This window comes from Thalassomonas sp. RHCl1 (assembly GCF_947387555.1).
Classification (GTDB): domain Bacteria; phylum Pseudomonadota; class Gammaproteobacteria; order Enterobacterales; family Alteromonadaceae; genus Thalassomonas.
The window spans coordinates 764,395-782,991 of the sequence record NZ_CANDNZ010000001.1 but is presented as its reverse complement, the minus strand read 5'-3'; the positions used below and the strand labels follow the sequence as shown (position 1 = coordinate 782,991).

15 protein-coding genes are annotated in these 18,597 nt (G+C 46.4%); 6 read left to right on the top strand and 9 right to left on the bottom strand.

Going from position 1 to position 18,597, the window contains the following annotated elements:
* Positions 1-269 precede the first annotated feature (269 nt).
* On the top strand, positions 270-692 hold the full coding sequence (locus QL234_RS03565) for a CBS domain-containing protein (RefSeq protein WP_281556470.1): 423 nt from the start codon (positions 270-272) through the stop codon (positions 690-692).
* A gap of 216 nt (positions 693-908) precedes the next feature.
* On the opposite strand, the gene QL234_RS03560 is transcribed toward QL234_RS03565, so the two are convergent.
* The 3 genes from QL234_RS03560 to QL234_RS03550 form a co-directional block, all read right to left on the bottom strand.
* On the bottom strand, positions 909-2,762 hold the full coding sequence (locus QL234_RS03560; protein ID WP_281556469.1) for a PKD domain-containing protein: 1,854 nt from the start codon (positions 2,760-2,762) through the stop codon (positions 909-911).
* Between the two features lie 213 nt (positions 2,763-2,975).
* Complete coding sequence (locus tag QL234_RS03555) at positions 2,976-3,689, bottom strand: hypothetical protein (protein WP_281556468.1); 714 nt, start codon at positions 3,687-3,689, stop codon at positions 2,976-2,978.
* Positions 3,690-3,810: 121 nt separating this feature from the next.
* Complete coding sequence (locus QL234_RS03550; RefSeq protein ID WP_281556467.1) at positions 3,811-4,476, bottom strand: hypothetical protein; 666 nt, start codon at positions 4,474-4,476, stop codon at positions 3,811-3,813.
* A gap of 321 nt (positions 4,477-4,797) precedes the next feature.
* Here QL234_RS03550 and ettA point away from each other — a divergent pair, with 321 nt between their 5' ends.
* From ettA to QL234_RS03535, 3 genes are all read left to right on the top strand, one after another.
* Positions 4,798-6,471, top strand: a complete 1,674-nt coding sequence (ettA, locus tag QL234_RS03545; protein ID WP_281556466.1) for an energy-dependent translational throttle protein EttA — start codon at positions 4,798-4,800, stop codon at positions 6,469-6,471.
* A 141-nt stretch (positions 6,472-6,612) separates the two neighbouring features.
* Positions 6,613-6,987, top strand: coding sequence for a PilZ domain-containing protein (locus tag QL234_RS03540; RefSeq protein ID WP_281556465.1), 375 nt, complete (start codon positions 6,613-6,615; stop codon positions 6,985-6,987).
* Positions 6,988-7,100: 113 nt separating this feature from the next.
* Entirely contained in the window at positions 7,101-7,598 is a 498-nt protein-coding gene (locus tag QL234_RS03535) for an ACT domain-containing protein (protein ID WP_281556464.1), read from the top strand.
* Between the two features lie 130 nt (positions 7,599-7,728).
* On the opposite strand, the gene QL234_RS03530 is transcribed toward QL234_RS03535, so the two are convergent.
* Positions 7,729-8,691 carry a phosphate ABC transporter substrate-binding protein gene (locus QL234_RS03530; protein ID WP_044835793.1) on the bottom strand — a complete coding sequence of 321 codons (963 nt, stop codon included), beginning with the start codon at positions 8,689-8,691 and terminating at the stop codon, positions 7,729-7,731.
* A gap of 315 nt (positions 8,692-9,006) precedes the next feature.
* On the opposite strand from QL234_RS03530, the gene QL234_RS03525 reads away from it, so the two are divergent.
* The gene (locus QL234_RS03525) at positions 9,007-10,944 is read left to right on the top strand and encodes an alpha/beta fold hydrolase (protein ID WP_281556463.1); all 1,938 of its coding nucleotides are present in this window, start codon (positions 9,007-9,009) and stop codon (positions 10,942-10,944) included.
* 78 nt (positions 10,945-11,022) lie between these two features.
* Here the strand turns inward: QL234_RS03525 and phoR are convergent, their stop codons facing one another.
* A complete protein-coding gene (gene phoR, locus QL234_RS03520; RefSeq protein WP_281556462.1) occupies positions 11,023-12,366 on the bottom strand; it encodes a phosphate regulon sensor histidine kinase PhoR in 1,344 nt (447 codons plus the stop codon).
* Positions 12,367-12,370: 4 nt separating this feature from the next.
* Complete coding sequence (gene phoB / locus QL234_RS03515) at positions 12,371-13,066, bottom strand: phosphate regulon transcriptional regulator PhoB (protein ID WP_044835796.1); 696 nt, start codon at positions 13,064-13,066, stop codon at positions 12,371-12,373.
* A 409-nt stretch (positions 13,067-13,475) separates the two neighbouring features.
* Here phoB and QL234_RS03510 point away from each other — a divergent pair, with 409 nt between their 5' ends.
* Complete coding sequence (locus QL234_RS03510) at positions 13,476-13,775, top strand: EF-hand domain-containing protein (protein ID WP_281556461.1); 300 nt, start codon at positions 13,476-13,478, stop codon at positions 13,773-13,775.
* Between the two features lie 461 nt (positions 13,776-14,236).
* Here QL234_RS03510 and QL234_RS03505 read toward each other — a convergent pair whose 3' ends face one another.
* From QL234_RS03505 to QL234_RS03495, 3 genes are all read right to left on the bottom strand, one after another.
* Positions 14,237-14,908, bottom strand: coding sequence for a response regulator (locus QL234_RS03505; RefSeq protein WP_281556460.1), 672 nt, complete (start codon positions 14,906-14,908; stop codon positions 14,237-14,239).
* Positions 14,909-14,923: 15 nt separating this feature from the next.
* A complete protein-coding gene (locus tag QL234_RS03500; protein WP_281556459.1) occupies positions 14,924-16,588 on the bottom strand; it encodes an ATP-binding protein in 1,665 nt (554 codons plus the stop codon).
* Between the two features lie 374 nt (positions 16,589-16,962).
* A complete protein-coding gene (locus tag QL234_RS03495) occupies positions 16,963-18,387 on the bottom strand; it encodes a sensor domain-containing diguanylate cyclase (RefSeq protein ID WP_281556458.1) in 1,425 nt (474 codons plus the stop codon).
* Positions 18,388-18,597: the final 210 nt, after the last annotated feature.

Genomic DNA, 18,597 nt, shown 5'->3' with positions numbered 1-18,597 from the left:
AAACTTCCTGCTTAACTTCTTGTTAGAAAATGGCTTTTATGACAAATATCTGTTCCTGTACCAGGAGAATTCCATTGTCATCCGCACCATCTTTGTATATGTTAATTTATTATTGGTTATTGCCAACTAGCTCAAAGTACAGGTGCCGATATAAATTCAGCCCCGGGAATATTGCGCCTAAACTGGCTTGGGTATATATAAGCACATTATCAATAAGTTGACGACAGTTTTTAAACAGGTGTTTACATTTTAAAAATCACGGAGCAAATATGAGCATTGCCGATTATATGTCAACCAAACTAATCACCTTGTCCATGGACGATGATCTGGGCAAAGCCAAGGCTATTTTTGATCAACACCAAATTCATCATATATTGGTCACGGATAACAAAGAACTGGTGGGCATCTTTACCGACAGGGATCTTTATAAGCACTTGAGTCCGGCCATAGGCACCTATAAAGAAACCCATAAAGACACGGCATATTTACAGAAGAAAATTCACCTGATCATGACCCGGGACCTGATCACCTGCGCCGCCAACCTGCCGTTAAATGAAGCGGTTGTGCTCTTTTACGATAATCATATCTCTTGCCTGCCGGTGGTGGACAGCCATTACCGGCCGGTCGGCATTATCACCTGGCGGGATATCATCAAAATTCTGGCCTTGCAGCACAAAAAAAGAAGTGAATAATTCCGGCTCCTGCTCGCCCTCGGCACGCCGGATTGCTTACAGGATGTAAGTACTTAGCTTATGCCTGGAGCACTCTTTACCGGAAACAGGCGGACATACATCCCTGTAACACCCGGCTTCTGCTCATCCTGAGCTCGCCGGATACATACATCCCTGTAATAAAAAGGGCCCCGAAAACGGAGCCCTGTTTAACGACTTACCACTTAAATAAACAGCTTACTCTGCCAGACAGACATTTATTGAAGTTATACCGATATCACCGGTATACAAATTAGTTAAACTGGTCACCGCACTGTACTCAGGCTCATTGATAGTCGACAGCCAAAAGCCCTCGGTGCTGACGGCAAATTCACCGTATGCCGGCAGTGAAATACTGAAGTTTTCACCCACCTCCAGGCTGTATTGCTGTTCATAATCAATTTCAAACAGGGTCGATTCATCTCCTGTCAGAGTAAAGTTAACATCCAGGCTGTCAGGACCCTGCCCCTGATAATCGTTACAGTCAAAAAATAACCCGGTCACCGTTTGCATCACAGGTAGCTTCTGTACCGGTAATAACAAGGCAAAGTCATAATTGCCCGGAACGTTGCTTTTAACGATACCGTCACTGGTATAGACAGCACTAGGAATAGTCTCACCACTGACGGTGACGGTAATGGTCTCATTCTCCGCCACTTGTATTTCGGTGGAAAACTCTCCCTGGCTACTGGTGGTCAGCTCAATATCATTGACCTTGACGCTAAGGCCAATCAAAGAAACATTTTGAGAATTGACCAGTTTTCCATAAACCATACCATTTAATAAACTGCTTTGTTCAGATGCCGTGATCACTACATTATCGGCTTCAGAAAATGTATAGCCGTCAAAAACCTTCAGGGACAACACATATTCACCGGCCAAGTCCGGAATAAAGCTGACATTAACCTGATTGTCACTATCGAGATAGCTGCTACTGCCTTGTGGTTTGCTGATAAATTCCCAGCTATATTGCAACTGCCCGCCTTCGGGATCACTACTGCCGCCGGCATCTAGATTGACACTTTCATGTACCCCGACCTGCTGGTCATCTCCAGCATCCGCTACAGGCGCCATATTGTCGGTACTGACAGTGATCACCACCTGATCCGCTTCACTGGTAAGAGCGCCATCAAACACTTCCAGGCTAAATGTAAAGGTGCCTTCAACATCGGCAGTAAATCTTGTTTGCACGCCGGTTTCGGAAACCAGGGTCGCTGAACTCCCTTCCGGCTTAGTGAGCATTTCCCAGCGATAAGTGAGTTGATCATTATTGGCATCTGAACTTAAACTGCCGTCGAGTATCACAATGCCGGTAACCAGGACATGCTGGTTGTCACCTGCATTGGCAACCGGCCTGCTGTTTTCCTCACTGGCGGCCACGCTAATAACCACCTCATCCGCTTCACTGGTTAAAGTACCGTCATTGACTACCAGGGAGAGACGGTAATCACCGACAACATCTGCACTGAACCTGGGTTGCGCCAAGGTTTCATCATCAAGAGCAGCATCGCTGCCCTGGGGTTTTTCGATAAACTGCCAGAAATAACTGATGGCGCCGCCGTCGGGATCCAGACTTTGGCTGCCATCAAGCTGCACGCTCACATTAACCAGCACATTTTGATCCCGCCCGGCGTCGGCCACAGGCGCCTGAACCGGTGTCGCGGTGCCGTCAAGCACAGTAAATTGGATGTTTTTTGTGGCACTGTCTTTTTGCCCGTCATTCACCACCAGAGATAAGCGAAATTCTCCTGCTTGTACCGCGACAAAATTAACCTCTATCTGGTCGGCATTTGCCAAAACCAGGGATTCGCCATTTTCATCGCTTAAACTCCAGCTATAACTCAGGCTATCGCCGTCACTGTCACTGCTTTGTGAACCGCTGAAATTAAGAGCAGCTCCTAATGGCACAGCATTAACATCAGTCATGTTATGACTGATTTGGGCTACCGGGGTATGATTGCTGATCACCGGCTTATCAGAGCCGCCGCCTCCACCGCCACAACCACTTAACAAAAGTACAGCCGAGGTGAAAGCAAAAACTATTTTATTCATAAAAATCCTTTTAAGTGCTAAAAGTAGGTTAATTCATTCCGACCAAACCGCATTACCTGGTAAATCACCAAATAAAATAGCCCGACATTTCTCAGGAAGTCACATCGGGTGAAAGTCACACCGATTGTAACAAAGCCAGATTTTACATTCTAGCAACAGTTGATGTACTTTTAGATTACACAGCATTACGACCTGTGTTACCGATAGCAAAACCTATTTAGCTGAGATATCGAGATAACGATTAATAAACTTATTATTTTGTTTTTGCGGCGTGAGTTTATCCACCACTTCCAGCGCCTGGACACTCTTACTCAAGCCCACCCTGTCATCTAAAGGTAATTGGCTGAAAGAGTCTGACTGGACCACTTCTGTCAAAGTGGCGATGGCATGGCTAAGGGATTGTTGAAAATTGTCCGCTTTTTTTGCCTGCTCAACATCGCTGAGAATTGCCTGAGCAGAACTAAGCGCCTTATTCATCTCTATTTCGGTTTCCGTTGGCTCTGCCTGAGAACTTTCTCCGCTTTGCTCATCGGCGTCGACACTGTTGAAACGCTGCTGAAAATCCTCAATAAACCCGGCTAAAGAAGCCGTTATGGTTTGAGTTTCAGCCTCCTGGGATTGTTCCCCTTGTGCCGTCTTGGCGAGGTGGCCATACTCGGCTTTTGAAATCAGCCCATACTCGTAAGCCCGCTCCACCAGCTTATCAACATCTACCGAGGTCAAAGGACCTTTTTTAAAAAACTCCGCGCTGATGGCATTAATTTTTTCAGCTTTGGAGGATAAAAACAGGTTATTACCTGCAGCTGTGCTCGTTTCTTCCCGGGCGATACTGGCAGAAGCTGTATTTTCCTCTGCGCTGCTGACAGTTTCCAGGCGATTATTGGCTGTTTGTGCAGTGGCAGTGTAGGTATTAATACTGGTTAACATAGCGGTCCGTGTTACAAATTATTGACGAATAATAAAAACATATAGTTAATCAGCAAGTAACGAACCAAAATTTATAACCTTGTCGATATTTATTGTTAATGAATGCCCGGAAACACTACGCTTATGCTTGCATCTTTAATCGAATAAGGGCAACGGCTATCACCCCACATGCAAAAATCAGCAAAGCAGATGGCTCAGGTACAGAGGAAGGCTGACCAGGAACTCTGCCTTGAATAGAAAATGAAGTGCCGACAGGCAGCTCTTCAGGTGAGCTAACATCATCGGGAAAAGACAAGAATTTAAAGCTGTTTAATCCGACAATATCCGTAAAAGAGATATCAAGGGCAAACTTGTCTTGATTGCGGATCCTGTAGATCATGCCATCGGTACAACACTTGAACCACCGCCATTGAAAGCCGGAATCATGACTTTCGCCACTATCGTCTACCAGAAGCACATCTGACAAATTAAAATCACTTATCGTCATATCAGCTGTGCGAGTTACCCGCTCCCCCCCTTTTGCATCCAACAAAGTAAATAATGCCAATTGTTCGTCATATTCGGCCAAAAACATCACTGCCGTAGCCTCTTGTTCATATCCGGTATTGGCTGAACTGCGATTGGGTGAGCCGTAATCATAAAAAGCGGTAAAACTTTCAGATAAGGTTAAAGGATTAATAGGATTGGAATGATCCAAGGTAAACAGCCCGGCATTTACACTGGCGATAAAACAAGATATAGATAAAGCAAAGGCTTTAATCATTGATTTTAAAATTTCGTTTTTCATCTGCTACTCCCGTTAAGCCAATAACACACCAGCCAGCCAACACTTCATGATGATGAGAGAGACAAAAAACAGGCCAAAAAGACAAAGCAAACAAAAACATAGACTTAACTAAAAACCTAGGGTTTACACAAACCGTTATTTTTTCAATATGAGAAAGTTGTCCTAATTTGCACAGCCAAAATGAAAATAACCACAGCCAGAAACTTAGTTAACCGAGCTTAAGCAAAAAAAGTGAAGTTATCGTAAACACATTTGCTTGCCCAGCCCCTTTAACTTAAAATATCGACAACACAATTTCCCTTAAAATAAAAAGGTTTATTCATGGCATTGCCTGACAAATTTATCTATTCGATGCATCGCGTCAGCAAGGTGGTTCCTCCTAAACGCACCATCTTAAAAGACATTTCCTTATCCTTTTTCCCCGGCGCTAAAATTGGCGTATTAGGCCTTAATGGTGCAGGTAAATCGACCCTGTTGCGCATTATGGCCGGGGTAGATACCGAATTTGACGGCGAAGCCAAAGCCCTTGCCGGTACCAATATCGGCTACCTGCCGCAGGAACCACAGCTGGATGAAGAAAAAAGTGTCCGCGAAGTGGTAGAAGAAGCAGTCTCAGAAGTGAAAAATGCCATTAAGCGCCTGGATGAAGTCTATGCCGCTTATGCCGAAGAAGATGCCGACTTCGATGCCCTGGCCAAAGAGCAGGGAGAACTTGAAGACATCATCAACAGCCAGGACGGCCATAATATCGACAATGCCCTCGAGCGGGCTGCCGACGCCTTACGTTTACCAGCCTGGGAGCAAAAAGTTGCCAACCTCAGCGGGGGTGAACGCCGCCGGGTCGCCCTGTGCCGCTTATTGCTGCAAAAGCCGGACATGCTGCTCCTGGACGAGCCCACCAACCACCTGGATGCCGAATCGGTTGCCTGGTTAGAGCGCTTTTTACATGACTATTCAGGTACTGTGGTCGCCATTACCCATGACAGATATTTCCTCGACAATGTCGCCGGTTGGATCCTCGAACTCGACCGCGGCCATGGTATTCCATGGGAAGGCAACTATTCTTCCTGGCTTGAACAAAAAGACCAGCGTCTGCAGCAGGAAAGCAAAGCAGAAAGCGCCCTGCAAAAAACCATCAAGCATGAGCTGGAATGGGTACGCTCCAATCCCAAAGCACGCCAGGCAAAAAGCAAGGCGCGTATGGCGCGTTTTGAAGAGCTTAACAGCCAGGAAGTGCAAAAACGTAACGAAACCAATGAACTTTATATTCCACCCGGGCCACGTCTGGGAGATAAAGTATTGGATGTCACTAACTTAACCAAGTCGTTCGGCGACCGGGTATTAATTGATGACTTAAGCTTTAGTATCCCTAAAGGCGCCATTGTCGGCATTATCGGGGCAAACGGCGCCGGTAAGTCTACCCTGTTTAAAATGCTCTCCGGCGCTGAACAGGCGGATTCGGGTCAAGTTGACCTCGGTGAAACCGTTAAGCTGGCCAGTGTCGACCAGTTCCGTGACGATATGGACGGCGCAAAAACCGTTTATCAGGAAATTTCCGAAGGCCATGATATTATCGAAATCGGCAACTACCAGATCCCGAGCCGCGCCTACGTCAGCCGCTTTAACTTTAAAGGCAATGACCAGCAAAAATTCATCAAGGACTTATCCGGCGGTGAACGCAACCGGGTACACCTGGCCAAACTGGTGAAAACCGGCGGTAACTTATTACTGTTGGATGAACCCACCAATGACCTGGACGTGGAAACCCTCAGGGCACTGGAAGAAGCCCTACTGGACTTTGCCGGCTGCGCCATGGTTATTTCCCATGACCGTTGGTTCCTCGACCGTATCGCCACCCATATCCTGGATTACCGCGATGAAGGCCAGGTAAACTTCTTTGAAGGTAACTTTACCGAATATGACGAATGGCTGAAGAAAACCTTAGGTCCGGCGGCGGTTGAACCCCACAGGATCAAGTATAAAAAAATCAGCTAACCTCCCTTGCGGGTAAACGGCGAATAGCTTGTTTTATCACAATAAATTAATAACAAAGGCACTGAATCGAAAAGATTTAGGTGCCTTTTTTTTAAACTAGAGCTATGCTAAAGACACCTAGTATTAATTTAACGAGTTTCAATGGAAAACCGACGCCAGTTTACCCGGATATTATTTTCAATTAAGGCAGAATTAGCGGTTGAGAATCACAGCTTTCCCGTTTCAATCCATGACATCTCACTTAACGGGGCCCTGGTCACCACCCCTGAGTGTGAGCACTCTCTGGTCAATAAGTTAGGTACCTTAAGTTTTACCCTGGGAGACGGAGAATCCGAAGTCACTATGCATATTGCCGTTGTCCATCAGCATGATGAAGAAACCGGACTGCAATGTAATGCCATAGATATTGACAGCATTACCCATTTGCGCCGTCTGGTGGAATTAAATCTGGGAGATGAAGATCAACTGAATAAGGAGCTTTCCCAGCTCAGCCGTTACAAAGAAGAAAGCGAGTAACAACACTTGGATAACCCGGCATTTCCGGCAAACGCTCATAAACCTAAGCTGCCATTGCCTTCAGGTATTTAAAGACAACATTTTCATAACCGAAAAAACAAAAGGAATGTAGCATGAACTACATAGTCATTTCATTTATTGGCCCGGACCGCCCGGGATTAGTGGACAAGTTATCAAACATCATTAACCGCCACCAGGGCAACTGGCAAACCAGTAGCATGCACCACTTATCCGGCTTTTTTGCCGGCGTCCTCGAAGTCGCCGTCGCTGAAGAAAATAGCCAGGCACTGATCAATGCCCTGAACGATATTCCGGAGCTTAAGACCCAGATTGAAACCGGTAATGCCGCAGCTTCACCAGAGCAAGCAGATATAGTGTTAGAGCTGACGGCCAATGACAGGGAAGGTATTATTCAGGAAATTACCTCTGTGGTTCATCGCCAGGGGGGCAATTTATTAAAACTGGTCAGCAGCCAGAGCCCCGCCGCCCATACGGGTCAAACCATGTTTAAGGCCAAAACCCGGATCAGCGTCAATGAAGATTCGATTGATGAACTGATCAACGCACTGGAAAATATTGCCGATGACTTGATGGTGGATATTTCCCGCTGATAACGAATAAAGGCAGGTACGTCATTCTTTCACATCCATGTGACCATGACCTGGCATACATCCTGTCTATAAAAAAGCCTGGCTTACCAGGCTTTTTTATTTCACTTATCTGAGTCAGGCTTTCACCGGATTAAATCAGACCCAGCTTTTTAAATTCTTTTTGTACCACTTTACCCGGCAGCGGAATATAACCGTCTTTCTCTACAATTTTCTGACCGGATTTTGACAGGATCATTTTCAAGAACTCAGCTTCCATCGGAGATAGCGGCTTGTTAGGGTGCTTGTTAACATAAACATACAAGTAACGGGATAACGGATATTTACCCGATACGGCATTGTCCATGCTGGCTTCTACATAGTTGTCATCTTTTTTCGATAACGGCAGGGCACGTACGCCTGAGGTTTTATAACCGATACCTGAATAGCCGATACCGTTTAATGAAGCAGATACCGACTGTACTACAGAAGCAGAGCCTGGCTGTTCATTTACCGTGTTTTTAAAATCACCTTTACACAGGGCTTTCTTTTTAAAGTAACCGTAAGTACCGGATACTGAATTACGGCCGTATAACTGCACATCTTTACCTGTCCAGGCACCGTTTAAGCCTAAGTCACCCCAACGGTCCACATTTTCATTGGCACCACATTTGCGGTTGCTGGAAAAAATCGCATCCACCTGATCAATACGTAAACCTTTGATTGGGTTATCTTTGTGAACAAATACCGCTAAGGCATCAATCGCTACCCGTACCGCGGTAGGCTTGTAGCCATAACGTTTTTCAAAAGCTTCAATTTCACGGGATTTCATCTTACGGCTCATAGGACCGATATTCGAGGTTGCTTCCGTTAAAGCCGGTGGCGCAGTAGAAGAACCTGCCGCCTGGATTTGCACGTTAACGTTAGGGTAAGTGCGCTTAAACTCTTCCGCCCAAAAGGTCATCATATTGGCCAGGGTATCTGAGCCAACAGAAGACAAGTTACCGGAAACTCCGCTTACTTTTTGATACTGAGGCAAGCTATCATCAACCGCTAACGTTGAAAAACTCATCATACCCGCCAGACCAAGAACACCTAATACACGTTTAAAAGCCATTTTTTTCTCCAAAAGAGCTCAATTAATTTTTTGCTTACTATATGAAGCTAATATGACAATTATATTGACGCAATATGACACTTATATTACAGCAGCAAACTTTATTCTCCTGACTCTTCCTTTCGCGTAAAAAGCCCGGCCCCGCCACGACACAGGTTAATATCATGCTCAAAGCCGTGGGGATTACGCTCAAAACAAGCCAACAATCACGGTATCTACAAACCTTCAGCAAAAACCCCTGCGCTGTGCTGCCCTTAATGTTTATTTCTTGTTAACATAATGCATTAGACTTCAATCACAAGGATTTAATAAAAAGTGCTCAACAAGATACTCCTTTGCTTAACTTTATGCTTTGCCCTAAACGCACAGGCAAAAGACTGGCAAAACTTATTCGACCATGCCCAATATCAAAATGCGAAAATTTCACCCGACGGCAAATACTTAGCGGTTGCCGTACTTTCACAGGGAAAAAGGGCCCTGGTATTTTTCGACAGTAAAACCATGAAACCAGTCGGTTCTGCCAAATTTCAGGGACGTAAAGAGATCGGTCGCTATTACTGGGTAAATAACGAGCGTGTTGTCATCACCATCAACCAACGGGATCCCTGGCTTGAAGAACCAATCACATACGGTGAGCTCTATGCCGTCAATTATGACGGTACAAAAGGTGAGTTAATCTATGGCTACCAGGCAGGGGAAATGCAAACCGGCAGCCATATCAAAAAGAAAAAAGCCATCCGCGGCTGGGCAGAAATCATCGATCGCTTAAAGGAAGATAAAAAACATATCTTGATCAGTTCAACCCCGATGAGTAATACCGGCGAGCGACTGCCGACGGTTTTGAAACTTAATGTCTACAACGGTAAGGTCACAAGAAAATTAGGCACTTCCCCGATTCCGTTCGCCCGCTTCATCACAGATACTTCGGGTGAGCTGCGCGCCCTGACCGGTACTGATAAGAACGATCATCGCCAGTTATATTTACGTCAAGACGGCGACTGGGTCCAGGCACCACAAGACCTGGTCGGTAAATCCGTTTCCCTGTTATCCGTTGATGCCTCAGGCAAATATTTATATACCTTAGATAACAAAGGGCAAGACCTGACCGGGATCTTCAAACTCAACCTGGAAGATTATTCCTATAAAAGTGTCTATACCGATAAAGTCGTTGATATCACCGACGTGGAAATGACCACGGACGGCCGTACCGCCTATGCTCTGAGGGTAGATGAAGACTACCCCACTTACCTGATATTGAATAAAAAAGCCGAGGAAGCACAAACATTTAAAGATCTGTTGGCAACCTTTCCCTATAGTAAAGTCAATATTACCAGTAAAACCGAAGACGGCAATATCTATGTCGTCCTGGTAAGTTCAGATATCGATCCCGGCACCCTCTATTTATTCGATAAAAAACAAAACCAAATCAGCGCTTTATTCAAGTTTAAACCTGAGCTCAACAGCGCAGAATTAGCACAGGTTGAACCTATTCAATTAGAAGCCTCCGATGGCCAACTGATCCACGGTTACTTTACCGCAGCCAAATCAACGGATAAAAATGACATTGCCCCACTGGTGGTGCTAGTACACGGCGGCCCGCACGGAGTAAGAAATTACTGGAGCTTTTCACAACAAGTACAATATTTAGCCCTCAACGGCTATTCAGTATTACAGGTCAATTACCGTGGCTCAGACGGCTATGGCCGTGACTTTGCCGTTGCCGGTCACAGGGCCTGGGGAACCAGGATCCAGCAAGATATTAACGATGCTTACCAATGGTTAATTAAGCAAAATAAAGCCAAAGCCGGTCATGCCTGTATCATGGGGGCAAGTTTTGGCGCTTATTCTGCCATCCAAAGTGCAGTTAAATTCCCGGATACCTATCAATGTGCCATCGCCAACGCCGGCATCTATGACCTGGAGCTGATGTTTGAAGATGGCGATATTCGAGAGAAAGCATTCGGCCGAAGTTACTTAAAACGGGTTTTAGGCACAGACAAGGCCCAGCTTAAAAGCATGTCGCCGGTAAATCATGTTGCAAATATTAAAATTCCCCTGCTGCTGGCACACGGAGAAAAAGATAAACGGGCGCCGTTTGAACATGCCAAACGCCTGAGAACAGCCCTGGACAAGGCAAACAAAGGTTATGAATGGTTTGTCGTAGACGACGAAAGCCATGGCTTTTTTAATCCTGAAAACCAAAAGGCCTATATGAACAAAGTGGTGAAGTTTTTAGACAGTCACCTGATGTAACGGCAATTTCAGCCAACTAAAAACGACTAAAGGTTATTCACTTTAGTCGTTTTTCACCGCCTTAACTCCCAGAGACAATCAGGCGTCAGTCAACGCCGCTCCCTCCTGGACTTGCGTTTCGCTTAAGTCAATCAAGCGGCTTTGCTCAAAATAAATAACAAACTCGCTGCCTTTGCCCACCTGAGAGTGAATCCCCAGCTCGGCATTATGATGGTGCAACACATGTTTCACGATTGCCAGTCCCAGCCCTGAACCGCCGGTATCACGGGAGCGGGACTTATCGACCCGGTAAAAACGCTCGGTCAGGCGATTGATATCTTCCGGGCGAATGCCCGGACCGTCGTCTTTAACGGAGAAAATGCCCTTATTACCGTCCTGACACCAGCGTACCTGGATATTGCCGTTAGCCTGGGTATAGGAAATGGCATTGGAGATCAGGTTGGCACAGGCACTTTTAATTTCGGTATCTATGCCGGTGATCCCTAAGTCTTCATCCAGCTCAAGCGTTATCTTGTGCTGTTTTTCCTGGTTAAGCCACTGGGCGTCATCAACCAGCTGGCTGATTAACCTAGGCATGGCTATCGGGGTATTGGTTTCGATATCCGCCTGTATTTCCACCCGGGATAAAATAAGCAGTTGCTCCACCAGGCGGTCCATACGGGTCACCTGGGATTCTATGGTATTAAAGGCCTGCAACCAGTGAGGGTCGAGGGCATGTTCAGTGGTTTGGATCATCTCAACATAACCGCGCACCACAGTTAACGGCGTTTTTAGCTCATGGGAAACATTGGCGACGAAATCCCGTCGCATTTCTTCCAGGCGGTGAATGCGGCTGATATCCCTGGCGAGTAATAAAATTTGATCGCTGCCGTAAGCCATCAGCCTGAGCTCAAGCTGCACCTCATTATTGACCGGTGAAACTAACAGGCAGGGGGCATCATAAACCCCGGTTTCCAGATATTTGGCAAATTCCGGCGCCCGCAGCAGGTTATCGATTCTTTGTCCGAGATCGCCGGGCCAGCGGATGCCGAGTAAACGGTGGGCTTTTTTATTGCCCCATTGTATGGTGAGATCATCCGCCAGTACCAGGGCGGCATCAGGCAAGGCTTCGGCGCCGTCACGAAAGCGGCGGATACGCTCATTTAATGCTTTCTGCTTGTTTCGCTGTTGTTTGATCTGACGGTACAAACCATCATAAATTCGCCCCCAAATTCCTTCCGACTGGGGCGGAGAAATCGCCTTACTTTTCCATAACCAGTCGATTAACTTAAATAAATGATGATAATGCCAGATCAATAACGCCAGCGTGGCGATCAATAGCGCCGGTAGCGCAACCCCAAAAATAAAACCCAGGGCCGCACTTAGCAGTAAAACAAGCAGTAACCGGATAAAAACAGAACGCGCAGATAAACGAAAATGCATAAGCCTAACTAGTTAATTTCCCGGAAAATCGGTAGCCTGAACCGCGTACCGTTTGAATAAAGTTTTCATGCCCGTGCCCGGTGATCGCCTTACGCAAACGCCTGATATGCACATCGACGGTACGGTCTTCGACATAAACATTGGTGCCCCAGACATTGTCCAGCAGCTGTTCGCGGCTATAGACACGCTCGGTATGGGTCATAAAAAAGTGCAACAAGCGGAATTCGGTCGGACCTAAGTCTAAATTGGCATTATTGATCGAAACACGGTGTGCCACAGGGTCAAGTTTCATGCCGTGAAATTCAATCGCTTCTTCCAGTGCCGTGGGGGAAACCCGGCGGATCACCGCTTTAATGCGGGCAATCAGCTCTTTGGGTGAAAAAGGTTTAGTGACATAATCGTCAACGCCGGCATCAAACCCTTTAACCTTATCATCTTCATCGGTGCGCGCCGTGAGCATGATAATGGGAATATTACGGGTATATTCATTCAACTTTAAGCTTTTTGCCAGCTTAACCCCGGTGCCGCCGGGCAACATCCAGTCCAGCAAAATCAGATCAGGATAAGGCTCGCCAATTTTAGACATCGCCTGCTCATAATCCTGGGCTTCTATGGTATTGAAGCCATTTTGCTCTAATACAAAGGTGATCATTTCCCTGATTGGTGCTTCGTCTTCAACAACCAAAATTTGTCGGTTCATACAAATTTCCTGATAAATTTTTATTTTAAGCAAGTAATAGGCAAGTGCTTGGCAGCAATAAGCTACAACCACACTCCTCAAAGCCATTGTGCTTAAATTAGATGACACTTTTATGACAAGGAATAAATTAGCGTAATAATTAACTAATAGCGGGCGTTACGCAAGCAAAAACGGGAGTCTTTACCCTGTAAGCGGCATTTTATCGTGCCACTTTGCCCCATGCTCACAACTAAAGCCCTGTAACGGATAAAATTTCCCCATCAGACAAAATAAGCATCTTTAATCAACTTTACACAGCTTTCTCTTTTTTTGCACATTTCTTAAACATTTGTCCCATACACTAATTTCGTTACCGGGAGATTTCCCCGATCAAAATAACCACACCTTTAACACAAGAAGGAACAGTAAGATGAAAACTCACAGCACGAAACTAATCCCCTTGCTTAGCCTGATATTATGCTCCCAGGTGAGTTACGGCGCAGATGGCGATTACGGACAAAATGACCGCAACGAAAGACGTGGACCACCACAGTTCAGCCAACTTGACTTAGATGGCGATAGCAGCGTAACTTTAGATGAATTCAGCCAACATCCGGTGCCGCGCGGCGATCATGAAACCATCTTTAATCATATCGACAGCAACGGCGACGGTATTATCACAGAAACCGAATTAACCAATCATAAGCCGCCAAGAAGACCCAGAAACTAACCCGCTGCATTGCACTTTCAACAGGAGACTAACCCCTTTAAACCAGGGACAAACATAAGTTTTAGCATCAATAACAAGCTGAATTTTTCAACGGCAGTCCCGGGAAAAAACTGGTACGGCTGATGAGTGGCGTCGGTTTGTCCGGGAAGTGGCGAGTTGAAAGCTGATGAGCCCCGGGGATACAACGGCCTGAACAACCGGCCTGAGCAACCGGCACAGCTTGAAATCAGCTCAATACTCAATTATATAGCAACAGCATTCGCCGATAAAGCGGCCAACTTTTATCCTGTGACCAAAAACAGGCATAGTATAGCGGCGTGATAGAAACCTTTAATTTTCCCCCGGGGGGAGAGTTACGGAGCAATATTAAGATATAACAACCGCCAGAACACATCAATTGGGCCATCAAGTCAGGCAAGCTTAATGGCCGGGAGTTTATATAACGGCTCCCGGCACTATCTTTATTCGCTGATCAAACGATAACCCACACCATAAACCGACTGGATCAACTCCTGATCCGGACTGATATCGGTGAGTTTTTTACGTAATTTTTTGATATGGCTGTCAATGGTACGATCGCTGACAATACGGTCATCATTATACATGCTGCGCATCAGCTGTTCCCGGGAAAATATCCGTCCCGGCTCACGGCTTAGCGGTTTCAACAACTGAAATTCAACCGCGGTTAGCGCTAAGGTCTGACCGTTATAGCTGGCCTGATAACGCTCATCATCAAGTTCAAGTTGCTTACCCGGGGCTTCAACCGTCTGGGTCCTGCGCAGCACGGCTTTAACCCTGGCCACCACTTCCCTGGGACTAAAAGGTTTACAGATATAATCGTCAGCCCCGAGCTCCAGCCCGAGCAGACGATCGATTTCTTCCACCCTTGCCGTAACCATCAAGATAGGCACATTGGAAAACTGGCGAATTTCTTTACAGATTTGCATGCCGTCTTTTCCGGGCAGCATAACATCTAACACTATGGCATCGACTTGATGTGCTTTAACCCAGGGGATCACCTCATTACCGTCATGCAGGCAATGGGGCTGGAATTGTGACTGGCTAAAGTAATCCGCCAATAACTGGGCCAGTTTGATCTGGTCTTCAACAATTAAAATACTATTTAGTTGCATATTTTTCAGAAAAATTTAAATAATCGGCAAGCTAATAGTAACGTTAAGTCCCCCCAAGGTCGAATGATTCGCACAAATTTCCCCTTGATGGGCAGCAACGATATGGGAGCAGATAGATAAGCCCAGGCCTGTGCCCCCGGTTTGGCTGTTGCGGGAATCATCGGTACGGTATAAATGTTCAAATAAATGCGCCAGGTGTTTTTCATCCACCCCGGGGCCGTCATCTTCGATAGATAACCAGGCTGCTTTTTGTTTTTGTTCCAAGCTAATACGTACCTGACTGCCGCTGGAGGCATATTTGATGCAGTTATTCACCAGGTTATCCAGCAGCTGGCACAACCGGGTTTGATCGGCATGTATCCATACCGCCTGCTCCGGCACAATAAGCTTAAAGGCCAGGCCGACGTCCGCCAGGTAGCCCTGATACTTCACCTGCTCATTAGAGAGCAACTCGCCCAAATCCAGCTTTTGTTTGCGGTAGGTCATACCGCCGATATCGGCGCTGGTCAGCTGATGTAAGTCTTCAATAAGCCGCTGCAGGTGCATCACTTCCTGATTGGCGGATGCTATGCCTTCCGGACTCAGCGCCCTGATGCCGTCTATCATAGCTTCCAATTCTCCCCTCAGGATTGCTACCGGGGTGCGCAATTCATGGGAAATATTGGCTAACCAGCGTTTTCTGGCGCTTTCATTTTGCTCTAAGGTGGTGGCCAGTTCATTAAAGTCACGGCTGAGCAGGCCGAATTCATCCCGGCGCTTCAAATCCAGACTTTGCCGGTAATCCCCCTGGGTCAACTTATGCATGCCCGAGGTTAATTGCCTGATGGGTAACACCAGATGTCTTGCCAGCGGCAAAGTCACCAGGATCACCAGCAACATTACCAGTAAGGCAATGAACCACAAATAATCCTGCTGCTGCTCAAGAAAGTCCAGTTCATAACCCCGGGTCAGTTCATTACGTTTTGATACCGCCAAAAAACCGACAATTTCTCCCGCCAGCGGGATCTCAGTATACACATATTCCCGGTTTTGCGGATAATCGCCCACCACATACTTTTTATCCCGATCCAGCACCGCATAACTTACCCGGTATTCAGGCGGCCCCGGCGGGAGTTTTTTATCTTGGGGTGAAGGGCGAAAACCTTGCTGCTCAGGCGGTCGGGGCCTGAAGTCATCCCCCTGGGGAGGAAACTCTCCCCGCCTTGGCCTTGGCCTGTTTTCTCCCGGCCTTGCCTCACCCGGTCTCGGGGGGCGGCCATCGCGCCGCGGCGGCGGCATAAACCTGTCTCTGGGCTCTCCCGCTTGCGGTGGTCTGCGAAACGAAGGCGCCTGATTGATACCTGGCCTGCTGCCGGTCAGGGCATCATTACTGATACGGTTTTCAGCCCTGGCCGAACGGCTTCTTCTGTTTCCCGGCGGCGCAAAGTCACTGCCGGCCAGGTGGGTGCTGAGCATATTTTGCAACCTGACATGCTGGTCCACCATGGTTTGCCAGCTGCCCTGGCTCCTGTATATCTGAGCTAATTCAACCACTAGCGGTTGTAATGTTTCGATTTCCCGGGTATTGACATAATCCACCATGCCCTTACCTATGCTCCATTGCACCAGACTTACCAAAGTGGTTACCAGTACCAGGCTAAAGATAAAAAGCGTTAAAAAAAGTTTATTGTGAATTCTCATATTTACACTAAGTGTCGACACCGTGGTCAATTTTCTTATAGGGCCCAAGATAAAGCACCCGGTGATTTTTTGATAGCTTTTAACAGCATTTTCTTAAGGCTTAGTCATTTTCAGCGATGAAAGCGTCGATAAACGCCGGTTTGAATAAAACACTCAGGCTATTTTTTCAATGATGACAGCCTGTTAGTAATATAAAGCAGTGGCCAGGTACAATAAAGCCGACAACAAAACTTCCTTATTTCTTGCACATTTAGCCGCCGATGAAAAGACAGCGCCTCACGGTGCCTGGTGATAGGTGGATGGCAGGCGAGCAAGTATTTCCGCTAAGAGGTAACAACAAGCCGGGCAGTAATTTAACCCACGCACTTTTATCGTCAATTGAAATTAAGCAAAGAGCACACCTTATTACGCCCTTGCTTCTTCGCCTGATAGAGGGCTTTGTCTGCCACGGCAACCACTTTCTTCAGCTCGATATCCTGCTCGCTGTAGGTCACGCCAAAACTGGCGGTCACCGATATCTGCTGGTCACCGTGATCTATTTTCTGGGCCGACAGCAATACCCGTACCCTTTCTGCTACCGCCAGGGCCAGGGATAGTTTTGCCCCCGGCAAGAGTAAAATAAACTCTTCACCGCCCCAGCGCCCGACGATATCAAGCTCACGCACGCTATGCTTTAACAAGTCAGACACCTGCTTGATAACCTGATCGCCGGCATTATGGCCAAAGCTATCATTGATGTTTTTAAAATGATCTATATCTATCATGATCACACTTAACGCATCACCGGCATCAATAATTTTTTCATAGCTTTGCTCTATCAGGGTACGGTTTGCCAGTCCGGTCAGGGCATCCCGGTGTAAGGTTCGTTGAAAGTGATGGGCAAAATAACGGATCAGCAAGTGACCGAAAATAAACAGTAAAATAATCAGGGCGAAAATAACCGCAACATTAATAACAAAAGTGCGGGTGATATCTGCTTTTCTCGATTTTAACGGCGACAGTAAATACAGTTGCCAGTCCAGTAAATCGATATAAATTTCAGAAAGCAGAAACTCTTCTTTTTCAATATGAATCACACTGCTGTTGAGGCTTTCTCCGCGTACAGCCCGGTCTTCAACCTGTGGATACCAGGGCAGATCCTGCAAATACACCAGGCGGTTACCGTCAGCCAGTAAATTTTCATCGGAGGATAATAAAATCTGTTTTTTGTTATTAACAAACATCAGATCATAACCAAAAACCTGCTTATGCTCGGTAAACTTTTGCCAAAACTGACGCAGACTTTTGCCTATACCAACAAAACCGAGAAACTCCCCGCTGTCATTAAACACTTTTAAGTCCAGGTATAAGTGGACATCTTCTTTTTGCCCTAATTCGGCAAAGAAGTTTCCCTGAGCTGTTCTTAACTTAAAATACCATTCCACCTTACCCTGGGTTAGCTCAAAAGCACTGCCGTCAGAGTTATATTGCTGCAAGGTATTTTCGCTGGCGACAAAAAAAGACAGGCCTAAATTGTTCTCAAGCCCGCCGAGAAAATCTGTCATGGCTTCTTGATCTATGTCCTTGGCATTCATCAATTTTTTAAGGGTCCTGGAATGGGCCAGGGTTTGGGAAACGTGCAGGGGATACATCAACTCGTCGTTGATCAAAGAGAAAACCGGAGCAACCGACTGATGATGGATACGGCTCTGCTCCACCACAATATGGCTGATAGCAAGATAAAAACCATAACTGAGGGCGATCACAACCAGGGTGAATAACAAAAACATACTACGCTGAAAGGACTTAATAAGACGCATCACAACTCCACTGCAAGTTCTGTCGGTATGCTTTCGGTCCTATGGCGCCGTAACAGCAAAAAGCGTTTGCTTGTGCCTTCATGTATTCAATTCGCCCCCGTTGGTTAATAAGTGCATGCGTTCGGCGCCAATGGAGTGCCCCTGTTCGCATCCGGGTTCAGTTTATATATTCTAAAGTAAATTGATAGACTTATACGAAAAATGTTCAAT